Source organism: Chromohalobacter sp. 11-W, assembly GCF_029889905.1.
Taxonomy (GTDB): Bacteria; Pseudomonadota; Gammaproteobacteria; order Pseudomonadales; family Halomonadaceae; genus Chromohalobacter.
The window spans coordinates 251,531-274,686 of the sequence record NZ_JARANZ010000003.1 but is presented as its reverse complement, the minus strand read 5'-3'; the positions used below and the strand labels follow the sequence as shown (position 1 = coordinate 274,686).

24 protein-coding genes are annotated in these 23,156 nt (G+C 60.9%); 18 read left to right on the top strand and 6 right to left on the bottom strand.

Features of this window, described 5'->3' with window-relative positions; genetic code table 11:
• The first annotated feature begins 106 nt into the window (after positions 1-106).
• On the top strand, positions 107-790 hold the full coding sequence (locus OP494_RS06300; protein WP_280539867.1) for a LuxR C-terminal-related transcriptional regulator: 684 nt from the start codon (positions 107-109) through the stop codon (positions 788-790).
• 169 nt (positions 791-959) lie between these two features.
• On the opposite strand, the gene OP494_RS06295 is transcribed toward OP494_RS06300, so the two are convergent.
• The 6 genes from OP494_RS06295 to OP494_RS06270 all read right to left on the bottom strand — a co-directional run bounded on the left by OP494_RS06295 (position 960) and on the right by OP494_RS06270 (position 7,655).
• Positions 960-2,525 (bottom strand): bifunctional aminoglycoside phosphotransferase/ATP-binding protein, encoded by a 1,566-nt coding sequence (locus tag OP494_RS06295; RefSeq protein ID WP_280539866.1) that lies wholly within the window; start codon positions 2,523-2,525, stop codon positions 960-962.
• 50 nt (positions 2,526-2,575) lie between these two features.
• The gene (hemL, locus tag OP494_RS06290) at positions 2,576-3,865 is read right to left on the bottom strand and encodes a glutamate-1-semialdehyde 2,1-aminomutase (RefSeq protein ID WP_280539865.1); all 1,290 of its coding nucleotides are present in this window, start codon (positions 3,863-3,865) and stop codon (positions 2,576-2,578) included.
• Between the two features lie 104 nt (positions 3,866-3,969).
• Positions 3,970-4,626 carry a thiamine phosphate synthase gene (gene thiE / locus OP494_RS06285; protein ID WP_280539864.1) on the bottom strand — a complete coding sequence of 219 codons (657 nt, stop codon included), beginning with the start codon at positions 4,624-4,626 and terminating at the stop codon, positions 3,970-3,972.
• Entirely contained in the window at positions 4,623-5,447 is an 825-nt protein-coding gene (locus tag OP494_RS06280) for a hydroxymethylpyrimidine/phosphomethylpyrimidine kinase (protein ID WP_280539863.1), read from the bottom strand. The genes thiE and OP494_RS06280 overlap by 4 nt, the downstream gene beginning before the upstream one ends.
• Entirely contained in the window at positions 5,447-5,878 is a 432-nt protein-coding gene (locus OP494_RS06275) for a CopD family protein (protein WP_280539861.1), read from the bottom strand. The genes OP494_RS06280 and OP494_RS06275 overlap by 1 nt, the downstream gene beginning before the upstream one ends.
• Positions 5,879-5,939: 61 nt before the next feature.
• Positions 5,940-7,655, bottom strand: a complete 1,716-nt coding sequence (locus OP494_RS06270) for a chloride channel protein (RefSeq protein WP_280539860.1) — start codon at positions 7,653-7,655, stop codon at positions 5,940-5,942.
• A 263-nt stretch (positions 7,656-7,918) separates the two neighbouring features.
• Here OP494_RS06270 and erpA point away from each other — a divergent pair, with 263 nt between their 5' ends.
• The 17 genes from erpA to OP494_RS06185 all read left to right on the top strand — a co-directional run bounded on the left by erpA (position 7,919) and on the right by OP494_RS06185 (position 23,041).
• A complete protein-coding gene (gene erpA / locus OP494_RS06265; RefSeq protein ID WP_040240244.1) occupies positions 7,919-8,272 on the top strand; it encodes an iron-sulfur cluster insertion protein ErpA in 354 nt (117 codons plus the stop codon).
• A 139-nt stretch (positions 8,273-8,411) separates the two neighbouring features.
• Positions 8,412-9,188, top strand: a complete 777-nt coding sequence (locus OP494_RS06260; RefSeq protein ID WP_178998878.1) for a transporter substrate-binding domain-containing protein — start codon at positions 8,412-8,414, stop codon at positions 9,186-9,188.
• Between the two features lie 124 nt (positions 9,189-9,312).
• Positions 9,313-9,984 (top strand): amino acid ABC transporter permease, encoded by a 672-nt coding sequence (locus OP494_RS06255; protein WP_280539857.1) that lies wholly within the window; start codon positions 9,313-9,315, stop codon positions 9,982-9,984.
• Between the two features lie 10 nt (positions 9,985-9,994).
• Positions 9,995-10,765, top strand: coding sequence for an amino acid ABC transporter ATP-binding protein (locus tag OP494_RS06250; protein WP_280539856.1), 771 nt, complete (start codon positions 9,995-9,997; stop codon positions 10,763-10,765).
• A gap of 607 nt (positions 10,766-11,372) precedes the next feature.
• Entirely contained in the window at positions 11,373-13,268 is a 1,896-nt protein-coding gene (mnmG, locus tag OP494_RS06245) for a tRNA uridine-5-carboxymethylaminomethyl(34) synthesis enzyme MnmG (RefSeq protein ID WP_280539855.1), read from the top strand.
• Complete coding sequence (gene rsmG / locus OP494_RS06240; RefSeq protein WP_280539854.1) at positions 13,265-13,891, top strand: 16S rRNA (guanine(527)-N(7))-methyltransferase RsmG; 627 nt, start codon at positions 13,265-13,267, stop codon at positions 13,889-13,891. The genes mnmG and rsmG overlap by 4 nt, the downstream gene beginning before the upstream one ends.
• Before the next feature lie 50 nt (positions 13,892-13,941).
• Positions 13,942-14,709: a ParA family protein gene (locus OP494_RS06235; RefSeq protein WP_040240256.1), complete on the top strand. Its 768-nt coding sequence runs from the start codon at positions 13,942-13,944 to the stop codon at positions 14,707-14,709.
• Positions 14,710-14,749: 40 nt separating this feature from the next.
• Complete coding sequence (locus tag OP494_RS06230; RefSeq protein ID WP_280539853.1) at positions 14,750-15,673, top strand: ParB/RepB/Spo0J family partition protein; 924 nt, start codon at positions 14,750-14,752, stop codon at positions 15,671-15,673.
• A 228-nt stretch (positions 15,674-15,901) separates the two neighbouring features.
• Positions 15,902-16,300, top strand: a complete 399-nt coding sequence (locus OP494_RS06225) for an ATP synthase subunit I (RefSeq protein ID WP_280539852.1) — start codon at positions 15,902-15,904, stop codon at positions 16,298-16,300.
• 16 nt (positions 16,301-16,316) lie between these two features.
• Positions 16,317-17,180, top strand: a complete 864-nt coding sequence (gene atpB / locus OP494_RS06220) for a F0F1 ATP synthase subunit A (protein ID WP_280539851.1) — start codon at positions 16,317-16,319, stop codon at positions 17,178-17,180.
• A gap of 52 nt (positions 17,181-17,232) precedes the next feature.
• A complete protein-coding gene (gene atpE / locus OP494_RS06215) occupies positions 17,233-17,481 on the top strand; it encodes a F0F1 ATP synthase subunit C (RefSeq protein WP_011508579.1) in 249 nt (82 codons plus the stop codon).
• A gap of 66 nt (positions 17,482-17,547) precedes the next feature.
• On the top strand, positions 17,548-18,018 hold the full coding sequence (locus OP494_RS06210) for a F0F1 ATP synthase subunit B (RefSeq protein WP_280539850.1): 471 nt from the start codon (positions 17,548-17,550) through the stop codon (positions 18,016-18,018).
• 11 nt (positions 18,019-18,029) lie between these two features.
• The gene (locus OP494_RS06205) at positions 18,030-18,566 is read left to right on the top strand and encodes a F0F1 ATP synthase subunit delta (RefSeq protein ID WP_280539849.1); all 537 of its coding nucleotides are present in this window, start codon (positions 18,030-18,032) and stop codon (positions 18,564-18,566) included.
• A gap of 16 nt (positions 18,567-18,582) precedes the next feature.
• Complete coding sequence (atpA, locus tag OP494_RS06200) at positions 18,583-20,127, top strand: F0F1 ATP synthase subunit alpha (protein WP_280539848.1); 1,545 nt, start codon at positions 18,583-18,585, stop codon at positions 20,125-20,127.
• Positions 20,128-20,194: 67 nt separating this feature from the next.
• A complete protein-coding gene (gene atpG / locus OP494_RS06195) occupies positions 20,195-21,073 on the top strand; it encodes a F0F1 ATP synthase subunit gamma (RefSeq protein WP_280539847.1) in 879 nt (292 codons plus the stop codon).
• Positions 21,074-21,160: 87 nt separating this feature from the next.
• Entirely contained in the window at positions 21,161-22,537 is a 1,377-nt protein-coding gene (atpD, locus tag OP494_RS06190) for a F0F1 ATP synthase subunit beta (RefSeq protein WP_280539846.1), read from the top strand.
• Between the two features lie 78 nt (positions 22,538-22,615).
• Positions 22,616-23,041 carry a F0F1 ATP synthase subunit epsilon gene (locus OP494_RS06185; RefSeq protein WP_040240278.1) on the top strand — a complete coding sequence of 142 codons (426 nt, stop codon included), beginning with the start codon at positions 22,616-22,618 and terminating at the stop codon, positions 23,039-23,041.
• Positions 23,042-23,156: the final 115 nt, after the last annotated feature.

Sequence of the window (23,156 nt, the reverse complement as noted above, 5' to 3'; positions counted from 1 at the left end):
AAGGCGTGTCTCGGATAAGGCTTGAAGGCAATTCGGCATGAAACCGGCCATGAGAAAGTCGGGAGATGCCACTGATAATGTCTCACACAACACCGGGATGAAACGCATGAGCATGGACAATACAAGGGTTCTGATGGTCACCGACTGCAATCCGCAGTCGCAGCTGTTCATCGATTACATTCGCCAGCAGCTCGATTGCCAGGTCTCGGCGCTGAGCACTCAGGAAAGCTTCGAGCCGCCCATGGATTGCAAAGTCGTGGTATTGCTGGATGCCGACCATGTCGACGAAAACTGCATGCATCTATGGAACAGCCGCGCCAGCGAAAGTCCGGAAATGATCCTCGCGGCCTTCAATCTGCGTGACGATGAGCATGCGGCGGAACTGCTTATCAGCTTACATCTGCAGGGCGTCTTTTATCGCCAGGACAACCTGCTGCTGATCTGCAAGGGTATCGCCAAGCTGCTCGAGGGCGATCTGTGGATGTCGCGCAACCTCATGACACGCCTGATCGATTTCTATCGTCGCCAACAGCTCAACGCGTACCGCCCGGTATGTGGTCTGACCCACCGCGAGCTGGAAATCATCGGCCTGCTGGGCACCGGCGCGTCCAACACCGAAATCGCCGATCAGCTCTTCGTCAGCGAGCATACCGTCAAGTCGCATCTCTACAATATCTTCCGCAAGATCAAGGTGCACAACCGCATTCAGGCCATGAACTGGGCACGCCAGAACCTCGGTGCGCCGCCGATGGTCTCGTTGCGCAGCCCCCGCAAGGCGCGCACGTCATGATGCCTGCACGACCCACAAAAAACGCCGCTCCCGAAGGAGCGGCGCAATATCACGAGACTCACATCATCCACACGCCATGTGGCAACGTGACGACCCTAACCACCCCTTGAGCATAAAAGTGGCACATGACAGGCCCATGACGCAGCCACGATATGATGATGACGGCGCTTCAATTGAGTTGGATACGCTCCTGAATCATCGACACCAGGGTACGATTGGCATCCGGTGCCGTGGTATCGAGATGGACCAGATGGCTCAATTCATCGTCGGCGAAGGGTTCGAAACGTGCCAGCTGGCTTTCGAGCACCTGGAGCCCCGCTTCGGAAGGATCCCCCCCGCGCTGGGCACGCCTTTCGATGCGCGCGCGCAGGGTCGCTTCATCCGCTTCGAAACTCACCAGCAACACCGGCAACCCGCGACGTTCGGCTTCGAAGCACAGTTGCGTGCGCTGAGCGCGTGTCAGGCAGGTAGCATCGACACAGGCCGGCAGCCCTGATTCCAGCAAGACCCCCGCCAGCTCCGCGAGGCGATCATAGGTACGCTCAGTGGCCTGGGAGGTATAGATATCAGCACCATCGGCGGTGCTGGCCTGGGCCTCAAAGCCGTACAGACGCTTGCGTTCGATGTCAGAGCGCACTCGCACACCACCCAGCCGCTGCACCATCTCGCCGGTGAAACGGCTCTTGCCACTGCCCGAGACCCCCACGCCAACGATCAGATACGGGAAGCGAAACTCGCTGTAACGCTCGGCTAAGGCAATGTAGTGCTGGTACTCAGCGTACACTTCCTGGCGTTCGTCAGGCGTCAATTGCGGTTGATGGTAATGCAGCATCGCCACCTTGGCCCGCACCAGTGCCCGATAAAGCTTGTAATAGGCAAGCAGACGCACCAGCTCGTAATCGCCGGAGAGTTCCAGGTAGCGATTGAGCACATGGTTGGCGAAGGCCTGTTCGCCGCGCGCCTCGAGATCCATCAACAAGAACGCCAGCTCGCAGCCGACATCGTTCCAGCGCAGTTCGGCATTGAACTCCAGGCCGTCGAAGAGCAGCGCGCGGCCTTCGAAATGCACCGCGTTGCCAAGATGAATGTCACCGTGGATCTCGCGCACGTAGCCTTCGCGCCAGCGCCGCTCGAACTCATGCTCGAGCCGCGCGAAGCTGTCCAGGCTCCAGGTCTCGAGTCGCGAGAGGCGCTCGCGTGCCTGGGTGTCGTCGAGCCGCGCTTCGATCAAGCGAAACTCGCGGTCCAGCGTACGGCGCACGATATCCGGCGAGCCCAACGGACTATCGCCGCTGATACGCGGCGCGTCTTCGTGAAATGCCACCAACTGATCGACGAGGTCGTCGAGCAGCTCCACCGAAAGCTCGCCGCTAACTTGCAGGGTGCTGAACAGGTGGCGGTTGCTGAACTGGCGCATCTTGACGGCATATTCGAACGGCGTGCCACTGCCATCCAGTCGCGGCGCCTCGGGCGTACCGCTGATGGGCACCGTCTCCAGATACAGCGCCGGGGCAAGCCGCCGATTGAGACGCACTTCCTGCTCGCAGAGCCGACGCCGCTTTTCGAGAGTCGAAAAGTTCAGAAAGCTGCCGAAATCCAGCGGCTTCTTGATCTTGTAGGCATAGTTGCCAGTGAGGATGACCCAGGAAATATGGGTCTCGAACACCTCGACCTCCCCGACCGAGTGTCCAAATTCCTTGCCTTGGCGCAATGCCTCGATCAATACCTGGCTCACTGAGCGTTCTCCCGCATCCTGTCGTTGCATTGCATCGTTCACCCGCTATATCAGGCCTGTCCCAATGTCGCCAGTACCCGTTCGGCGGCGTCCAGGGTCGTCTGGATATCGGCCGCCGTGTGGGCGCTCGACATGAAACCGGCCTCGAACGGCGAAGGTGCCAGATACACGCCTTCTTCAAGCATACCCAGGAAGAAGCGCCGGAAGGTATCGGCATCGCAGGCAGTGGCCTGGGCGAAATTATCGACGCGCCGCTGGGCCGTGAAGAAGACGCCGAACATGCCGCCCGCACGCTGGGTGATCAAATCCACGCCAGCCGCTTCGGCACGGGCTTCCAGGCCATCGCACAGTGTCGTCACGCGTTCGCCGAGCGTATCGTGGAAGCCCGGTTCACGAATCTTCTCGAGCAGTGCGATCCCCGCGGCCATGGCCAGTGGATTGCCGGCCAGCGTACCCGCCTGGTAGATCGGTCCTAGAGGCGAGACTTGCTCCATCAGCTCGCGCGCCCCACCGAAGGCGCCGACCGGCATGCCGCCACCGACGATCTTGCCCAGGCACGTCAGATCCGGGGTCACGCCGAAGTGTGCCTGAGCCCCGCCCAGCGCTACGCGAAAACCGGTCATCACTTCATCGAAGATCAGCACGCTGCCATGAGCATCGCATACCTCGCGCAGGCCCTTGAGGAAATCCGGCTGCGGCGGAATGCAGTTCATGTTGCCCGCCACCGGCTCGACGATGATGCCGGCGATCTCATCCCCCAGGCGTGCGAAGCAGTCACGCACCGCCTCGAGATCGTTATAGGGCAACGTCACGGTATGCTCGGCGAGGGACGCCGGCACGCCGGGTGAACTGGGTTCGCCATGCGTCAGCGCGCCGGAACCGGCCTTGACCAGTAACGAGTCGGAATGCCCGTGGTAATTGCCCTCGAACTTGACGATCTTGTCGCGCCCGGTATGGCCACGCGCCAGACGAATCGCCGACATGGTGGCCTCGGTGCCCGAGTTGACCATGCGCACCATGTCGATGGACGGCATGATCTCGCAGATCAATTCCGCCATGCGCGTTTCGATGGCGGTCGGGGTGCCAAAGGACAAGCCGTCGTCGAGACGGTCACGCACCGCGCCCAACACGTCGGGGTCGGCGTGGCCAGTGATCAACGGCCCCCAGGAACCGACATAATCGATGTAGCGCTGGCCTTCGACATCGTAGAGATAGGCGCCCTGGGCGCGTTCCACAAATACCGGGGCGCGCTGCATACCCTTGAAGGCGCGCACTGGTGAGTTCACACCGCCGGGGATGTGACGGCAAGCCTGCTCGAAGAGTTGTGCGGACGTGGTCATGACTTCCTCTGGCTGTGTGTGGCTAAAAGAACGTGTCGCTAAAAGAAAGTGTGGATAAATCTCTGGACAGGTCGAAAAACTCTCCGCTCGAGCCTGTGGATAATTCAGTGGCGCGCCGCATCGCCGAGACTCGCCTGCAGTCCCTTGATGGCGATGGAGGGGTCGTCGGCGCCGAAGACCGCATGCACCGTGGCCAGCAACTCCGCGCCGGCCTCCCGGGCTAGACGCATAGTGTGGACGTCGAGCCCGCCGATCGCCACACGCGGCAGGCCGAAACGCGCTGCGTCGCCGAGCAGCGTCAAGGGCGCCGGTGGCGCCTCGGGCTTGGTGCGCGAGGCGAAGAAACGCCCGAAAGCCAGATAACTGGCGCCTTCGGCCGCCGCGCGCTCGGCCAGATCCAAGCGCGCATGGCAGGTCGCGCCGATGATCGCCGTGTGTCCCAGCGCCTCGCGTGCGGCATCCAACGCGCCATCCTGCTGCCCCAGATGCACCCCGATAGTGGTACCGAAACGCGCGCCCAGTCGCACCGCCAGGGCGATATCGTCATTGACGATCAGCGGAACCCCGGCATCGTGGCAATACCCCGCCAAGGTCGCAGCCTGACGCCAGCGTTTGTCGGCATCCGCCGACTTGTCACGGTACTGCAGAAGCGCCGGGGGCGCGCTCAAAGCACGCTCGCACGCCGCGAACAGACGCTCATCATCCGGCAACAGCGTCGCATCGGTAATGGCGTAAATGCCTCGCGTCCAATCCGCCGTCATGTCGTCTCGCTCTCGAAGGGCGGCAATCGCCACAGGCGATCGGGTAACGCCTGACCGTGTCCGGGACGTTGCGCATGCACCAAGCTATCCCACGCCACTCGCTGGGCCTGGCTGCAGGCTTCGATCAAGGATTCACCACACGCAAGGCGCGCGGCAAGCGAAGCCGCCAGGGTACATCCCGACCCATGATAGTCACCCGCTAAGCGTGGCCATCGCCATTGGCGACTATTGTCGGGGGTATGCAGGGTGTGGACAACCTCATCGCGCACGGACATCTCATCTTCCCAGGCATCGGCACCGGTGACCAGAATCGCCTGTGCGCCCAGCGACATCAGTTCCACTACCCGGTCGACCTCGCTGCCGGAAGCCGTGCTCAGACGCGCCAGTTCCTGGCGATTGGGCGTCAAGATATCCACTAGCGGAAGCAGGCGTTCGCAAAACATCGGCACGCCGTCGTCGGGCGCCAGTACACCGCCGCCACCGGCACGCATCACCGGGTCGACGACCAACGGTAAATGGGGATGCGCGCTCACCACGGCGATGACCGCCTCGAGGGACGCACGATCGGCGATCAGCCCCACCTTGATGGCGCTGATCTCGATATCTTCGAACAAGGCCTCGCAGGCACTTTCGATGCTCTCTCGCGAACACGGCATGACACGCTGTACGTCACGCGTGGTCTGCACCGTCAGCGCAGTGGGCACGGTCAATGGCCAGCCACCGCAGGCGCGGATGGCTTCGGCATCAGCGGTCAACCCCGCCCCGCCAGTGGGATCGTGGCCAGCCAGCACTAGCACCGCCGGCAATCTTGGCGTCGTCATCAAAACGGCTGGAAGACGACGAGTAGAATGATGGCAAACAGCAGCAGGATGGGAATGCCATTGAAAATACGCAGGAATTTCAAACTCTTTTGGCAACGCTGCGCCGCGAACTGCTTGAGGTAGGCCAGGCACACATGATGGTAGCCGATCAAAAACGCGACCAGCAGCAGCTTGACATGAAACGAGCCATTACTCATGACGCTCGGCACCAGATAGATCAGCAGCCCCCCAAAAACGATCACCGCGATCATCGCCGGCAGCATGATGCCCTTGTAGAGACGCCTTTCCATGAGCTGAAAGTAGCCCATCGCCTGTTCATCGCCATGATCGCGCGCCTGAGCATGATAGACGAACAATCGAGGGAGGAAGAAAAGCGCCGCGAACCAGGTCATGACGGCAACCAGATGCAGCGATAAGATCCAATGATACATGGCGATTCCTTAATGCTAGTCCTACGTTCTTGCTGAAAAATGCCTCGGAGCAGTACCGGGATCATTTGTTACGGTAGTAGTTCTCGATGGCGTCGCGGGTGATGATACCCGAAATCTTGCGGATCAGCGGCGCCGTAGTGTGTTCGACGTAGAGCGCATCGACGCCATACTTGTTGAGTTGCTCGAAGGCCTCCGAGAGCGTCGCCTGCAAGGAAATGGGCGCCAGATCGACACGCTGACCGGGGATTTCCAGCAGGTCGAAGCGGGGTTCGTCCTGCCATTTTTCGTCGAGCATGAGCCGCGCCAGCCCGGCGGCCTTGAGCCCCACCGGGGGTTTATCCTCCTCGCGCGAGACCACCAGCCAAGTAGGTTTGCCGGCCAGCAGTTCCTGAGCCTGGGCCCGCGACAACACGCGCGGTGCCCGCGCCACGCTACGTTCCATGACGGCGGGCACCGCGACCCGTGACAAGGCTTGCATCAAGGGGCGCTGCAAGGGATGCAGACCCTGACTATCGAGCGTGGAAATGAAAAAACCCGAGCAGTGATACCCCTGACGCGCCACCAGCACCGCAATGACCACCGCCAGCATGCCCGGCAGCAGGATGCTCGAATTGTGCGTCAACTCCAGAAGCGCCATCAACGCCGCCAGGGGCGCCTGCAGGACGGCCCCCATCATGGCGGCCATGCCCAGCAGCGAAAACACCGCCGGCGACGAGGCCAACTCTGGCATCAGCATGGCCCACAACAGCCCGCACAACGTGCCCAGAGCCGCCCCCGCCACCAGAATCGGCCCAATGATGCTCACCGGAACTCCGAAGGCGATGGCCAGTGCCGTCAGCACCAGCTTACCGAGCGCCACGGCGATCAACACATCCAGCGCCGGCTGGCCGACGAGCATGCGCTCAAGCGAGTCGTAACCCATACCCTGGACCTGGGGGTACCACCAAGCCAGTGCCGCCACCGCGACGCCCACCGCCAGGAATCGCCCCCACATGGGTAGGCGCGCCTTCCACGCCGCGGGCCTGGCAAGGCGCACGAAACCGCCGGCCACCAGGCCGATCAACAAGGCTGTCACGACGATCCAGGGCAGGTCGAACAACGAGGCCAGTTGCACGCTGGGCACCGAGAAGGCGGGCTGGGAACCGTAGACCAACTGCGAGACAACGGCACCGGTAGTCGAGGCCAGAATGACCGGCATGAAACCGGTGATGGTGTATTCCATCATCACCACTTCCATGGCGAAGATGACGCCGGCAATCGGGGTATTGAACGACGCGGCGATGCCCGCCGCGGTGCCACATCCGACTAATACGCGCAGGCTGTTGTGGGGCAACCGCATGGTCTGCCCGATCCAGCTCGACGCCGCCGCACCCAGATGAATGGCGGGCCCCTCACGCCCTGCGGAAAGGCCGCCCAGCAGGGCCACGAGCCCTACCCACCACTGGGTGATCCAGTTGCGTAGCGGCATCTTGCCTTGATGATAAGTCAACCGTTCGATGACATGGCCGATGCCGATCTTGCCGGCACTCGTCGGCATGCGCCACAGCCACAGGCCGATCAGTGCCACGGCGATCAACGGCAACACCACGCGAAGCGGTACTGCGAGTCGCTCGAAAGCCTCGGGGTCGCCATCCGGCATGAAGGCCAACGCCCCAAACTCCAGTGCGCCGCGAAATACGACCATCAAACCGCCGGTCAGAAGCCCCGAAAGGACCCCCAGCACACATAACTGTGGCAATGCATCGACGCTTGCCAAGCGGCGACGAAAAGCTTCCATACTGGGCCGCTTGAGCGGTGGTCGAAACCGACGCAAAGGCACACCGTATCTCCCCATGAACGGATAATTCCACCGAGGTCATGGCGCGCGGCATGGCCACGCCCCGGCGTCGCCATGGCAAACTGACATAGCGTATTTTCTATCATACACCTTAGCGAAGGACGGTAGGCAGCGCCTCCAGCGCAATACAAAGTTGACCGTTTTGCTTGGTTTTCACGATAATGGGAAGCCATAAGTCACACGATGGATTAAGGAGGTCACCCATGAGCGGGGCTGAATCGTTCGTCCCGGTGCCCATGTACTTGACCGATGCCGCCGCCCAGCGTCTGGGCGTATTGGTCGAGGAAGAGGGCAAGCCGGGTCTCAAACTGCGTGTCTACGTCACCGGTGGGGGCTGCTCGGGCTTCCAGTACGGTTTCGATTTCGCCGAGAATGTCGGCGATGAGGACACCGTCATCGAACATGGCGGCGCGTCGATGATCATTGATGCGCTCTCGTATCAATATCTGGTCGGCTCCACGGTAGATTTCGAGGAAGGCCTCGCCGGGGCGCGTTTCATCATCAAAAATCCCAATGCCACATCTACCTGCGGCTGCGGTGCCTCGTTCGCCGTCTGAGCGGTCATGCAGCGCCTCGGGCGTCCGCCACGCGGATGCCCCTTCTCTCCTTTCGCGTTCCTCTCTCTCCACTTGACGCCCCCACCGGGACTCGTCAATGTAGAGTCGGTCCCATCAACAACAGCAAACGGGGAACGCTATGAAACACTTGCCACTATGTCTGCCACTACGTCTTTCCGCCCTGGCTCTGGCACTCGGTACCAGCGGTGCCGCCCTCGCTCAGGATACGCCCACGCTCGCCGTGGCGACCGACCCCAGCTTCGTGCCCTTCGAGATGATGGACGAGGATAGCGGCGAAATGGTCGGTTTCGACATCGACATCATCAACACCATCGCCGATCGTGCCGGCTTCGATATCGATCTCAACACCATGGATTTCAACGGCATCATCCCTGCCGTGCAGACCGGGAACGTCGATATCGCCATCGCGGGTATCACCATTACCGACGAACGCGGCGAGATCGTCGATTTCTCCGATCCGTACTACGACAGCGGTCTGCGCATCCTGGTCCCCAGCAGCAACGACGACGTCGAGGAACTCGACGACCTCGAAGGCATGCGTATCGGCACCAAGATCGGGTCCACGAGTTACGATTACCTTCAGGAAGAGCTCGGTGACGACGCCGAAATCACTCCGTATCCCGGCAGTTCCGACATGTACATGGCCCTCATGGGCGGCAGTGTCGACGCCGTATTCTACGATGCGCCCAACGTCGGCTACTTCGCCGAGACCAAGGGCAAAGGCAAGGCCAAGGTGGTCGGGCCACTGTATGAAGGCCAGCAATACGGCATCGCCTTCGCCAAGGGCAGCGAATGGGTAGAACCCGCCAACGAAGCGCTCAGCGAGATGCGTGAAGACGGCACCTACGACGATATCTACGAAAAGTGGTTCGGCAAGGCACCTGACGCCGAATAAATACGACGATCCTTTAGGGGCCGGGTGATCATTCACCCGGCCCCTTTTCATGGCTCATCATCCACCGTAAGCGTCGTCGCCTCAGCGCGCACGTACGCTGAGGCACGACCCTGGAGACACCTTCGTGGACGTCAACTTCCAGTTCGACTGGCAGGCGGCCATCGCCTCCCTCCCGCATCTTCTCACTGGTATTCCCTGGACCTTACTGATCTCGTTCGGCGGCCTCGCCATCGGCTTTCTGATCGGTATCATCTTTGGCCTTCTACGCATCAGTCCGCTGCGCTTACTACGCTGGCCAGCTACGGTCTACATCGAAATCTTCCGCGGCACTCCGGTGCTCGTGCAGGTGCTGTTCATCTTCTATGGCTTGCCGCAGCTCATTGGCGGCCCGATCAACGCCGTCGTCGCCGGTATCGCCGCCATCGCCCTCAACGCGGGGGCCTATATTTCGGAAATCGTGCGTGGCGGCGTGCAATCCATCGAAAAGGGCCAGCGCGAAGCCGGCTTGTCGCTAGGCCTGTCGCGGACCGATACCTTCCGCTACATCATCTGGCCCCAGGCGCTACGCCGCATGATTCCGGCGCTCGGCAACCAGGGCATCGTCAGCATCAAGGACACTTCGCTGTTCTCGGTCATCGGCGTGGGCGAGCTGGTGCGTCAGGGCCAGGTCTATATCGCGACCACCTTCACCGCGCTCGAGGTCTATTTGATGGTCGCCTTGCTCTATCTGGCGATCACCCTGAGTCTCTCTTTCGCCTTGCGCCTGCTCGAGCGCAAGGGCCTGGTCGGACAATGAGGCGCCTATCATGAATGACAGTCAGCAAGATTCCACCGCTCCGATCGTCACGATGGAGAAGGTCAACAAGTACTTCGGCAGCCTGCACGTGATGCAGGATATCGATCTCGAGATCGCCGCCGGTGAGGTGGTCGTCATCGTCGGTGCCAGCGGCTCTGGCAAATCGACGCTCATTCGCTGCGTCAATGGCCTCGAGGAGTTCCAGTCGGGACGCATCATCGTCGATGGCAACGAGCTCACACCGCACGGCAAGGGCGGGAAATCGTTGCAAACCATCCGTACCGAGGTCGGCATGGTCTTCCAGCAATTCAATCTGTTTCCCCACCTGTCGGTACATGCCAACGTGACCTTGGCGCCGGAGAAAGTACGCGGGCTCAACAACGCCAAGGCCCGGGAAATCGCCGATCGACTGCTCGAACGCGTGGGTATCAGCAATCAAGCCGACAAGTATCCTAGCCAGCTCTCCGGCGGCCAGCAGCAGCGTGTCGCCTTGGCACGCGCATTGGCCATGGAACCGCGCCTGATGCTATTCGACGAGCCCACCTCGGCCCTCGACCCGGAAATGATCGGCGAAGTACTCGACGCCATGCGTGAACTGGCCAACGAAGGCATGACGATGATGATCGTGACCCACGAGATGGGCTTTGCACGCGAGGTCGCCGACCGCGTCATCTTCGTGCATGACGGGCGCATCGTCGAAGAAGGCACACCACAAGAAGTCTTCGATCATCCCCAACACGAACGCACCCAAGCTTTCCTCTCCCGCGTTCTCAAGCACTAGCTTTTTGTTCTCAAACATCAGGTAACGCTCTCACCTCACGATCACGCGGCGACCTTTCAAGGGTCGCCGCGCTTCATTTCCGTCTTCACAGGGCAATTTTTTGCCTGTGCATAACATTGCTGTCACAACCCGCTCATTTTCGTTACCAGCCCCGTCATGCGGGGGTTAAGAGGCAACGCCGACAAATGTTGACCACTATGGGCGGAGCCCTGGTATGTGCCTGGGGACAAGTAGTGCATGATCTGGCGTGTGGATAAGCCCCCCTTCCATCCACAGGCCATCCCCCGCTCCCGCGCAGGCTGTTGGCGCTTTTTCCGATCAAGAGTGAACAGCGTAAAAAACTATCAACACTCGAGTTTTTCCACTTATCCCCAGATTTTGCCGATACCAGTAATAACAACAACAATAGAACTTCTTTTAAATTCTATATTGTTATTAATAAGAGACCCAATGAGGAGCCAACCCACTGGCAATCCATGTGTGGAAAACCCTGACGGTTACTCACAAGGGGTTTATACTGTCCGGCTATTTGCCAAGCTTCATCGCCTGACGATGAGACTTGCCGACATGCACGACCGCAGCCATACGCTGCGATTCGAGGTGTAACGTGGATTACCCAGACCGCTTTGATGTCATCGTCATCGGCGGGGGCCATGCGGGGACCGAAGCCGCATTGGCTGCCGCCCGCATGGGCTGTCAGACGCTACTGCTGACGCATAACATCGAGACGCTCGGCCAGATGTCCTGCAATCCCGCCATCGGCGGGATCGGCAAGAGTCATCTGGTCAAGGAAATCGATGCCTTAGGCGGCGCCATGGCGCATGCCACCGATCTCGGCGGCATTCAGTTCCGTGTACTCAATGCCCGCAAGGGCCCCGCCGTGCGTGCCACGCGGGCCCAAGCCGATCGCGTCCGCTACAAGGCCGCGATTCGCAGCCAACTGGAAAACCAGTCGCATTTGACGCTCTTCCAACAGGCCGCCGACGACCTGATCGTCGATGGCGACACGGTGCGCGGTGTCGTTACGCAGACGGGTATCCGGGTCTATGGCGAAAGCGTGGTGCTATGTACCGGCACCTTCCTCGGCGGTGTTATCCACATCGGGTTGGACAATCACTCCGGCGGGCGTGCCGGGGATCCGTCCTCCAACGCCTTGGCGCAACGCCTGCGTGCCCTGCCGTTCAACGTCGATCGGCTCAAGACCGGTACTCCGCCTCGTCTGGACGCCAAAAGCGTGGATTTCTCGGTACTCGAGACCCAACCCGGCGATACGCCGACTCCGGTGATGTCATATCTTGGCAACCGGGAGCAGCATCCGCGCCAGATGAACTGCCATATCGCGCATACCAACGCTCGTACCCACGAGATCATTCACGCCAACCTCGATCGCTCGCCGATGTATTCCGGCGTCATCGGGGGTGTCGGACCGCGCTACTGCCCGTCCATTGAAGACAAGGTGAACCGCTTCGCGGACAAATCGAGTCACCAGATCTTCGTCGAGCCCGAAGGCCTCGATACCCACGAGCTCTATCCCAACGGGATTTCGACATCGCTGCCCTTCGACGTGCAGTTCCAGGTGGTACGTTCGATCAAAGGCTTCGAGAACGCGCACATCACGCGTCCCGGTTATGCCATCGAATATGATTTCTTCGATCCACGCGATCTGCGTCACTCGCTGGAAACCAAATTTATCCACAACCTGTTCTTCGCCGGTCAGATCAACGGCACCACCGGCTACGAGGAAGCTGCCGCCCAGGGCTTGCTGGCCGGACTCAACGCCGCTCGTCGCGCCCTGGGACAGGATGCCTGGTCACCGCGCCGCGACGAGGCCTATCTCGGGGTGCTGGTCGATGACCTGATCACCATGGGCACCCAGGAGCCGTACCGCATGTTCACTTCGCGGGCCGAGCATCGCTTGCTGCTACGCGAGGACAACGCCGACTTGCGTCTCACCGAGATCGGCCGGGAACTGGGACTCGTCGACGACGAGCGTTGGCAGCGTTTTTCCACCAAGCGCGAGGCCATCGCCCGCGAATCCGAACGCTTGCGGGATACCTGGGTACAACCCCAGAGCGAGCTGGCCCAGCGCCTGTCAAGCAAGCTCGACAAGCCCTTGGCCCGCGAATACCGTCTTGCGGATCTACTCAAGCGGCCCGAACTGACGCATGCCGACCTCGATGACGAGGCGCCTGAGCTCGACCCCAGCGTCGCCGATCAGGTGCAGATCCAAGCCAAGTACCAGGGATACATTGCGCGTCAGCAAGACGAGATCGAGCGTCTGCGCCGCCATGAGACACTGCGTCTGCCCGAGGATCTGGACTACGCACGCATCGACGGCCTGTCCCATGAGATCCGTCAGAAGCTCGAGGCCGCGCGGCCAGAGACGCTGGCGCAGGCGGGACGTATCTCCGGCGTTACCCCGGCGGCCGTGTCGCTATTGCTGGTGCATCTCAAGAAGCGTCGTCTGATCGAGGATCAGGACGTCCAGGCGGCCAACGCATGACCCCAGCTTGTGAAACGCGTCTCGATACCGGTCTTGCCACGCTCGAGATCGATGTCGATGCCACTGCCCGTGAGCGCCTGCTGGCGTTGCTCGAGTTGTTGCACAAGTGGAACCGCGCCTATAACCTCACCGCGGTACGCGATCCTGAGCAGATGGTCACCCGCCATCTGCTCGATAGCGCCAGCATCGCGGCCGCCGTGCGCGGTCCAACGCTGCTCGATGTCGGTGCGGGCGCCGGGTTGCCTGGCTTGGTATTGGCGATACTCGATCCTCGCCTGGCGGTGACCATGCTCGACGGCAATGGCAAAAAAGTACGCTTTCAGCGCCAGGCCGTTCTAGAGTTGGGGCTGGATAACGTCACGCCGGTGCAAGCGCGGGTCGAAACCTTCGAGCATGGCGGTTTCGATCAGATCGTGTCGCGAGCATTTGCCGATCTGGCGACCTTCCTCACGCTGACGGGCCCCTTGTTGGCCGAGGATGGCGAATGGTTGGCGATGAAGGGGCGTGATGTGGAAACGGAGCTTGCCGCCTTGCCGAGCGGGGTAACGCTCGTCGAAAACCGCCGGCTGGCGGTGCCGGGCGATGAGGCGCAACGTGTGCTCGTGCGCCTGCGACGTAGTTGAATGCCACCAGCGCTGCCGTTTTCGGGCGTTGTCGATAATGGGAGTCGATCGTGACCAAGATAATCGCCTTGACCAACCAGAAGGGTGGCGTTGGCAAGACCACCACCGCGGTCAATCTCGCGGCCTGTCTCGCCGCGCTGGACAGGCGGGTCCTATTGGTCGACCTCGATCCCCAGGGACATGCCACCATGGGCAGTGGCGTCGACAAGCACGAACTCGAGGGTAGCGTGCTCGAGGTGCTGCTCGATGGGCGTCGTGCCAGCGAGGTGATTCTCGATTGCCCCGACGCCGGCTATGCCCTGCTACCCGGTAATGGCGACCTGACCGCCGCCGAAGTCGACCTTCTCGATCGTGACGGACGCGAACGCTGCCTGGGCGATGCCTTGGGAAGCGTGGCTGCAAGTTACGACGTGGTGATCATCGACTGTCCGCCTTCGCTCAACATGCTGACCGTCAACGCCTTGACCGCTGCGGACGGGGTGTTGATTCCCCTGCAATGCGAATTCTATGCGCTGGAAGGGCTCTCCGCGCTTCTGGATACCGTCGAGCAGATCCAGGCCAACGTGAATCCCGATCTGAGCATTTTCGGCATCGTGCGCACCATGTACGACGCGCGTAACAGCCTGACGCGCGATGTCAGCAAACAGTTGAGCCAATATTTCGGTGACACCCTGCTCAAGACGACCATTCCGCGCAACGTGCGCGTCGCCGAGGCACCCAGTCACGGCGTACCGGTGACCAAGTATGCGCGCCTGTCGCGTGGGAGCCAGGCCCATCGGGTGTTGGCCAAGGAACTGATCCGCCGCCTGGCGCTATGATGCGTCCCAGGCGAGTGGGAGACGAATCGAGGGAATACTTATGACGCGCAAACGCGCACTGGGACGCGGCCTGGATGCCTTGATCGGTGCAGGCGCGCGTCAACGCGATACACTCGGCGATGATGCCATCGACGGCGATGTCTTGCTGGAACCCGCTCAGGCCCCGGCTGCCAGCGAAGAGCAGGAGCGCTTGATGCGCTTGCCGCTGGGACAACTGAGCCGAGGCAAGTATCAGCCACGGCGCGATATCCAGCCCGAGTCGCTCGAGGAACTGGCCGATTCGATTCGTGCCCAGGGCGTCATGCAGCCCATCGTGGTTCGACCGATGGGCGAGTCTCGCTATGAGATCATCGCCGGCGAACGACGCTGGCGGGCGGCTCAATTGGCGGAGCTCGACGTCATCCCCGCCGTGGTGCGCGAGGTCAGCGACGAGGCCGCCCTCGCCTTGGCGTTGATCGAGAACATCCAGCGCGAAAACCTCAACCCGGTGGAAGAAGCCTCAGCGCTGAAGCGTCTGCTCGACGACTTCGAACTCACGCAACAGCAGGTGGCCGATGCGGTGGGCAAATCGCGCGCGCAAGTGGCGAACCTGCTGCGCCTGTTGAGCCTCGACGAGGAAGTGCAGACATTGCTCGAACGCGGCGACCTGGACATGGGGCATGCGCGTGCTCTTTTGACCCTGCCCGCCGCGCGCCAGCGCAGCATTGCGCGTGAAGTCGTCGAACGCGATCTCACCGTGCGCCAGACCGAGGCGCTGGCCAAGCAGAACGCCAGCGGCAAGGAGACCGCCAAGTCCCCGCCGAGCGCGTCGGGCAATACCGACGTGGCGCGGCTCGAAACGCGGCTCGCCGAACTGCTGGGCGCGCCGGTCAAGATCCAGCATGGGGCCTCCGGCAAGGGGCGCGTCACCATTCGCTACACCAGTCTCGACGAACTGGATGGGATCCTGGGGCATATTCAATGACGGGAATGCAGCCGCGAGATAAACGGTTAGTGTGACAAAATGCCGCAGTCAACGTTTAGCGCGTTAACGTTATTTATCGTCTTTTCGTGCCCCTTTAGTGGTAACGAGCTGCCAGATCGCGCTAAATCGGCCCATGTTCTGTTGAAGGCCACTAGGCCCTCCCCTATAATCCGCCAAGATTTGTCCGGGTGACGACACCAGCAACAAGAGGACGGCAAGACCGACGCCATGCATAAAGCGGCACCGGCCAGGCTCAAGGGCCCTCGACTGTTTCCCTTGCTGATGTTGCAGTTGTGCATGGCACTGGGAATGACGGCACTCACGTTGATCTGGCATACGCCTGAAGCGGCGTTATCGACATTGTTGGGTGGCCTAGTTGCCTGGTTGCCTAATGTTTTCTTTGCCTGGCAGACCTTTCGTCATCAGGGAGCGTCGCAAGCGCGCAACATCGTAAACAGTTTCTACCGAGCCGAGGCCGGTAAGTTCGGTTTGACGGCGGCATTGTTCATAGTGGTATTCGTAGCCGTGCCTCCCTCAAACCCCGCTTTCTTCTTTGGCGCTTACGTGGTGACGCAGTTGGCGCACTGGCTGGGACCCTGGCTGTTGCATCGACCGTCGCGCACTTGAACTCGAGGCTTACTCAATGGCAGGCAACAACCCGACGTCTACGGAGTACATCCAGCACCACCTGCAGAACATGACTTTCGGGTTGCACCCGGAGCATGGGTTGGGGCTGGCACATTCCGCGCAGGAAGCTCAGGAAATGGGTTTCTGGGCCATTCACCTGGATACCATGGGCTGGTCGATCGGCCTGGGGATCCTGTTCCTGTGGGTGTTCCGCATGGTCGCCAAGACCGCGACCACCGGCGTGCCGAGCGGCATGCAAAACTTCGTCGAGATGATGGTCGAGTTCGTCGATAATTCGGTACGTGAGACGTTTCACGGCAAGAGCAAGTTGATTGCGCCGCTGTCGCTGACGATCTTCTGCTGGATCTTCTTGATGAACCTCATGGACCTGGTGCCGGTGGACTTCCTGCCGATGTTGGCGCAGAAGATCGGTGCCTGGTTCGGGGCCGATCCCGCGCACGTCTACTTCAAGGTCGTGCCGACCACCGATGTCAACGCCACGCTGGGCATGTCGCTGGCGGTATTCGCCCTGATCATCTTCTACAGCATTCGCGAAAAGGGCTTCTCCGGCTTCGTAGCCGAGCTGACGCTGCACCCGTTCAACGCCTCCAATCCGTTCGTCCAGGCCTTGCTGATTCCCGCCAACTTCCTGCTGGAAGCAGTGACGCTGTTGGCCAAACCCGTGTCGCTGGCATTGCGGTTGTTCGGCAATCTCTATGCGGGCGAGCTGATCTTCATCCTGATCGCCATGATTGGCTTGTGGCAGTTGCCCCTGCATTTCGCGTGGGCGACCTTCCACCTGCTGATCATCACGCTGCAGGCGTTCATCTTCATGATGCTGACGATCGTCTACCTGAGCATGGCGACGGAAAAGCATTAACCGGTTTTCTCAACCCCAACCCCTTAAATCTTGAAATAAACTGGAGTCAATCATGGAAGCACAAGTTCTGGGTATGACCGCTATCGCCGTCTCCCTGCTGATCGGCCTGGGTGCATTGGGCACCGCCATCGGTTTCGGCATCCTCGGCGGTAAGTTCCTCGAAGGTGCGGCACGTCAACCGGAAATGATTCCGCAACTGCAGGTGAAAATGTTCATCGTCGCCGGTCTGCTCGACGCCGTGACCATGATCGGTGTGGGTATCGCGCTGTTCTTCACCTTCGCCAATCCGTTTGTCGGTTAACTTTGCCGTTCGGCCCATGGGCCACGGTGACATTAACCCCAAACTTGTGATGCGAGAGGTGCTGGCGTGAATCTGAACCTAACCCTGATCGGTCAGGCCATAGCCTTCGCGGTTTTCGTCTGGTTCTGCATGAAGTTTGTATGGCCGCCGGTCATGCAGGCGCTGCAGGAGCGGCAAAAGAAGATCGCCGATGGCCTGGATGCGGCCAGCCGTGCGACTCGCGACCTTGAGCTGGCTCAGGAGCAAGCAGCCGAGCAACTCAAGGAAAGCAAGGAGCAGGCGGCCGAGATCATCGAGCAAGCCCATAAGCGGGCCAACCAGATGGTCGAGGAAGCGCGTGACAACGCTCGTCTCGAAGGGGAGCGCATGATCGAAAGCGCTCGCGGCGAGATCGAGCAGGAGACGCAGCGTGCCAAGGAAGAGTTGCGGACCCAGGTGGCGACACTCGCCATTCAGGGGGCCGAGCGCATCCTCGACTCCTCCATTGATGAAGCCAAGCATCGTGAGCTGGTCGACAAGCTCGCGGCCGAGCTCTGAGGAGGTGAGGCATGGCTGAAACGTCTACCGTAGCTCGTCCGTACGCCAAGGCGGCGTTCGAATATGCGCGCGATCAAAAGGCGCTTGAAGCCTGGTCCGGACACCTGGCGTCGGCGGCGCAAGCAGTGGCTGACACCGATTTCAACGCCAAGGTGGTGGGCAACCCGAAACTGTCCCGAGGACAGAAGACCGAGTTGTTGCTCGACGTTTGCGGAGAACTCGATGAGTCGCTTCGCAACTTTCTCCGTACCGTTGGCTCGCGAGGGCGGTTCGCCGCCCTCCCGGCGATCGCCGAGCAGTTCGAGGCGTTGCGCGCTCGAGAAGAGAAGCGGGTGGATGTGACCATCGTCTCCGCCTTCGATCTGGATGCCGCACAGCAGGACAAGCTCGCGACTGCGCTGAAGAAGCGTCTCAACCGCGAAATCTCCATTACCACTCAGGTGGACCGTGCGCTGATGGGCGGCGTGATCCTGCGTGCCGGCGACACCGTCATCGACGGTTCGGTACGCGGTCGATTGAACCGTCTACGCGACGCACTTTCCGCTTGAGTTCGAGGGACATGGCATGCAGCAACTGAATCCTTCCGAGATCAGCGACATCATCAAACAGCGTATCGAAAAGCTGGATGTCGCATCCGAAGCCCGCAACGAAGGTACCGTGGTCAGCGTTTCCGACGGTATCGTGAAGATCCATGGTCTCGCCGATGCGATGTTCGGCGAAATGATCGAATTCCCCGGCAGCATCTTCGGCATGGTGCTCAACCTCGAGCGTGACAGCGTAGGCGCCGTAGTGCTCGGCGACTATCTTCAGCTCGAAGAGGGCATGACCGCGCAGTGTACCGGTCGCATCCTCGAGGTGCCGGTAGGCCCGGAACTGATCGGCCGTGTCGTCGATGCGCTGGGTAATCCCATCGATGGCAAGGGTGAGCTCGATACCAGGATGACCGACGCGGTGGAAAAGGTCGCGCCGGGCGTCATCACCCGTCAGTCCGTCGATGAGCCGATCCAGACCGGTCTCAAGTCCATCGACGCCATGGTGCCGATCGGCCGCGGCCAGCGTGAGCTGATCATCGGTGACCGTCAGATTGGTAAGTCGGCAATCGCCATCGACACCATCATCAACCAGAAAGACAAAGGCGTCACCTGCGTCTACGTCGCCATCGGTCAGAAGCAGTCGACCATTGCCAACATGGTGCGCAAGCTCGAAGAGCATGGGGCCATGGAGCACACCATCATCGTCGCCGCTGGCGCCGCCGACCCGGCACCGATGCAGTTCCTGGCGGCCTACTCCGGCTGCACCATGGGCGAGTATTTCCGCGACCGTGGCGAAGACGCCCTCATCGTCTATGACGATCTCTCCAAGCAGGCTGTGGCCTATCGCCAGGTCTCGCTGCTGCTGCGCCGTCCGCCGGGCCGCGAAGCCTATCCGGGCGACGTCTTCTACCTCCACTCGCGTCTGCTCGAGCGTGCCGCGCGTATCAACGCCGATCATGTCGAGAAGCTCACCAACGGTGAGGTCAAGGGCAAGACCGGCTCGCTGACCGCGCTGCCGATCATCGAGACCCAAGGCGGTGACGTCTCGGCGTTCGTGCCGACCAACGTGATCTCGATCACCGACGGTCAGATCTTCCTCGAGACTAACCTCTTCAACTCCGGGGTACGTCCGGCGATCAATGCGGGTCTGTCGGTATCGCGTGTGGGTGGCTCGGCACAGACCAAGATCATCAAGAAACTTGGCGGGACCGTGCGTCTGGCCTTGGCGCAGTATCGTGAACTGGCTGCTTTCTCACAGTTCGCCTCGGATCTCGACGAAGCGACCCGCAAGCAGCTTGAGCATGGGCAGCGCGTCACCGAGCTGATGAAGCAGAATCAGTATTCGCCGATGTCGGTGGCCGAAATGGCGGTGACACTGTACGCCGCCAACGAAGGTTTCCTGGAAGATATCGAAGTCAACAAGGTGCTGGATTTCGAGAAAGCGCTGCAGGCGTACATGAAATCCGAGCATGCCGAGCTGATCGACAAGATCAATCAGACCGGCAATTACGATGACGATATCAAGCAGGGCCTCAAGTCCGGCCTCGAGACGTTCAAGTCCACTCAGACCTGGTGATGCAAGGCCCGGTGACACACCGGGCCGGCAATCCTAGCTGAGCGGCTCGCAAGAGGGTGAGATCGAGATGGCAGCTGCAAAAGAGATTCGCACCCAGATCGGGAGCATCAAGAACACGCAGAAGATCACCAGTGCCATGGAAATGGTCGCTGCGTCGAAGATGCGCAAGGCCCAGGAACGCATGACGGCCAGTCAGCCGTACGCGAAGCTGATCCGTCGCGTGGTGAGCCACATTGCCAAGGCCAACCCCGAGTATCGTCATGAGTACATGATCGAGCGCGAAATAAAGCGCGTGGGGTATATCGTGGTCTCCAGTGACCGTGGCCTGGCCGGCGGCCTGAACGTCAACGTGTTCAAGGCCGTGACGCGCGAAGCCAAGTATTGGCATGAACAGGGCGTCGAGGTCGATTACGCGGCCATCGGCTCCAAGGCCAATGTGTTCTTTCGCAACCACGGCGGCAATTTGGTGGCGGGCAAGAGCGGTCTGGGCGAAGCCCCGGCCGTCGAAGACCTGATCGGGAGCGTCAGTGTCATGCTGAAGGCCTTCGATGAGGGACAACTGGATCGGCTTTACGTGGTGCATAACGAGTTCGTCAACACCATGACCCAGAAGCCGATCGTGCGTCAGTTGCTCCCCTTGGAAGCCGAGGCGGATGATGACGATGAAGAAGAGACACGTGCCAGCGGCAGCTGGGACTACCTGTATGAGCCGGACGCCAAGACCCTGCTCGATCATCTGTTAGTGCGCTATGTGGAATCCCAGGTGTACCAGGCAGTGGTCGAGAATGCGGCCTGCGAACAGGCGGCACGGATGATCGCGATGAAGAGCGCGACCGACAATGCCGGCAATCTGATCGATGACCTGGAGCTGGTCTATAACAAGGCCCGTCAGGCCGCGATCACCCAGGAGATTTCGGAGATCGTCGGCGGCGCCGCCGCCGTATGACGACGCAGGTCCCACCGAGGCACTCACGCGGGCAGCCTCGGGGCCTAGGCGAAGCAGGTTTCATTTGCAGGTATTAGAGGAACCAACATGAGCGGACGTATCGTACAAATCATCGGCGCGGTGATTGACGTAGAGTTTCCGCGGGACGATGTGCCCAAGGTCTACGACGCGCTGAAGGTCTCCGACACCGAGACCATTCTGGAAGTACAGCAACAGCTGGGTGACGGCGTCGTGCGTGCCATCGCCATGGGCACCACCGAAGGCCTCAAGCGTGGCCTTGATGTCGCCAATACCGGAGCGGCAATTTCGGTGCCGGTGGGGACGGCCACGCTAGGGCGCATCATGGACGTCCTTGGCGAACCCATCGACGAAGCTGGCGAAATCGGCGAAGACGAACGCATGCCGATCCACCGCAAGGCGCCGGGCTATGCGGATCAAGCAACGTCCAACGAACTCTTGGAAACCGGTATCAAGGTCATCGACCTGGTATGCCCGTTCGCCAAGGGCGGCAAGGTCGGTCTGTTCGGCGGCGCCGGTGTCGGCAAGACCGTCAACATGATGGAGTTGATCCGCAACATCGCCACTGAGCACAGCGGTTATTCCGTCTTTGCCGGGGTGGGGGAGCGTACCCGCGAGGGTAACGACTTCTACCATGAGATGAAGGACTCCAACGTTCTCGACAAGGTGTCGCTGGTCTATGGCCAGATGAACGAGCCGCCCGGGAACCGCCTGCGCGTGGCCCTCACCGGTCTGACCATCGCCGAGAAGTTCCGCGACGATGGGCGTGACGTGCTGTTGTTCGTCGACAACATCTACCGCTATACCTTGGCGGGTACCGAGGTCTCGGCGCTGCTGGGCCGCATGCCCTCTGCGGTGGGCTATCAGCCGACCCTGGCCGAGGAGATGGGTGTTCTGCAGGAGCGCATCACCTCGACCAAGACGGGCTCCATCACCTCCGTGCAGGCGGTTTACGTCCCGGCGGACGATTTGACCGACCCGTCACCGGCGACCACCTTCTCGCACCTGGATGCCACCGTGGTATTGGCGCGTTCCATCGCCGAGTTGGGTATCTATCCGGCCATCGATCCGTTGGACTCCACCTCGCGCCAGCTCGATCCGCTGACCGTTGGCGAAGAGCACTACAATACCGCGCGCGGTGTACAGGGCGTGTTGCAGCGCTACAAGGAGCTCAAGGACATCATCGCCATTCTGGGGATGGACGAGTTGGCCGACGAAGACAAACTGACCGTGGCACGGGCGCGTAAGATCCAGCGCTTCCTGTCACAGCCGTTCTTCGTCGCCGAGGTCTTCACTGGGGCGCCCGGCAAGTATGTCTCTCTCAGGGAGACCATCCGCGGCTTCCAGGGCATCCTCGACGGTGAGTACGACGAACTGCCCGAACAAGCCTTCTACATGGTTGGTACCATCGACGAAGCCGTCGAGAAAGCCAATAACATGAAGTAAGGCCATGCCCATTCGGGAGTGGTAGGCACGGCGCCGTTGCGCGCCGTGCCCGACGCTTCCATGAACGAGGAGATAGCGATGGCTAGCTTCCAATGCGACATCGTCAGCGCCGAGAAGGCCATCTTCTCCGGCAGCGCCGAGCAGCTAGTGGCGGCCGGCGTGTCGGGCGATCTGGGTATTCTGCGTGGTCACGCACCGCTGCTCACCGAGCTCAAGCCGGGACCGGTCCGTGTGACGCGTGAAGATGGCGAGGAAGAAGTGTACTTCGTCACCGGCGGTTTCCTGGAGGTCCAACCGGAGGTGGTCTCGGTGCTGGCCGATACGGCCACGCGGGCGCACGATCTCAATGAGGCTGCCGCCGAAGAGGCGCGTCAGGAGGCCTTGCGGTCCATGGGCGACAAGCAGTCCGATCTCGACTACACCCGTGCGGCCGCCGAACTGGCGGAAGCCGTGGCACAGTTGCGTACCATCCAGCAACTGCGTGAGAAGGGCAGCCGCCGCTAGGCGCCGCACGCGATGCCACTGTCATGAAGGCGACCCACGGGTCGCCTTTTTCGTGGATGCAATCCGCTAACCGCATGTCACGGACGTTTACATATCGTGCCGAGACATGACGCAT

Excerpts from the sequence above, each read along its gene's own strand:
- atpB (WP_280539851.1), top strand. The coding sequence starts at position 16,317 with ATGGCAGGCAACAACCCGACGTCTACGGAGTACATCCAGCACCACCTG.
- OP494_RS06275 (WP_280539861.1), bottom strand. The coding sequence starts at position 5,878 with ATGTATCATTGGATCTTATCGCTGCATCTGGTTGCCGTCATGACCTGG.
- OP494_RS06270 (WP_280539860.1), bottom strand. The coding sequence starts at position 7,655 with ATGGAAGCTTTTCGTCGCCGCTTGGCAAGCGTCGATGCATTGCCACAG.
- OP494_RS06250 (WP_280539856.1), top strand. The coding sequence starts at position 9,995 with ATGAATGACAGTCAGCAAGATTCCACCGCTCCGATCGTCACGATGGAG.
- erpA (WP_040240244.1), top strand. The coding sequence starts at position 7,919 with ATGAGCGGGGCTGAATCGTTCGTCCCGGTGCCCATGTACTTGACCGAT.
- OP494_RS06225 (WP_280539852.1), top strand. The coding sequence starts at position 15,902 with ATGCATAAAGCGGCACCGGCCAGGCTCAAGGGCCCTCGACTGTTTCCC.
- atpG (WP_280539847.1), top strand. The coding sequence starts at position 20,195 with ATGGCAGCTGCAAAAGAGATTCGCACCCAGATCGGGAGCATCAAGAAC.
- thiE (WP_280539864.1), bottom strand. The coding sequence starts at position 4,626 with ATGACGGCGGATTGGACGCGAGGCATTTACGCCATTACCGATGCGACG.
- OP494_RS06230 (WP_280539853.1), top strand. The coding sequence starts at position 14,750 with ATGACGCGCAAACGCGCACTGGGACGCGGCCTGGATGCCTTGATCGGT.
- atpD (WP_280539846.1), top strand. The coding sequence starts at position 21,161 with ATGAGCGGACGTATCGTACAAATCATCGGCGCGGTGATTGACGTAGAG.
- atpE (WP_011508579.1), top strand. The coding sequence starts at position 17,233 with ATGGAAGCACAAGTTCTGGGTATGACCGCTATCGCCGTCTCCCTGCTG.
- OP494_RS06205 (WP_280539849.1), top strand. The coding sequence starts at position 18,030 with ATGGCTGAAACGTCTACCGTAGCTCGTCCGTACGCCAAGGCGGCGTTC.
- OP494_RS06185 (WP_040240278.1), top strand. The coding sequence starts at position 22,616 with ATGGCTAGCTTCCAATGCGACATCGTCAGCGCCGAGAAGGCCATCTTC.
- OP494_RS06260 (WP_178998878.1), top strand. The coding sequence starts at position 8,412 with ATGAAACACTTGCCACTATGTCTGCCACTACGTCTTTCCGCCCTGGCT.
- OP494_RS06280 (WP_280539863.1), bottom strand. The coding sequence starts at position 5,447 with ATGACGACGCCAAGATTGCCGGCGGTGCTAGTGCTGGCTGGCCACGAT.
- OP494_RS06300 (WP_280539867.1), top strand. The coding sequence starts at position 107 with ATGAGCATGGACAATACAAGGGTTCTGATGGTCACCGACTGCAATCCG.
- hemL (WP_280539865.1), bottom strand. The coding sequence starts at position 3,865 with ATGACCACGTCCGCACAACTCTTCGAGCAGGCTTGCCGTCACATCCCC.
- rsmG (WP_280539854.1), top strand. The coding sequence starts at position 13,265 with ATGACCCCAGCTTGTGAAACGCGTCTCGATACCGGTCTTGCCACGCTC.
- atpA (WP_280539848.1), top strand. The coding sequence starts at position 18,583 with ATGCAGCAACTGAATCCTTCCGAGATCAGCGACATCATCAAACAGCGT.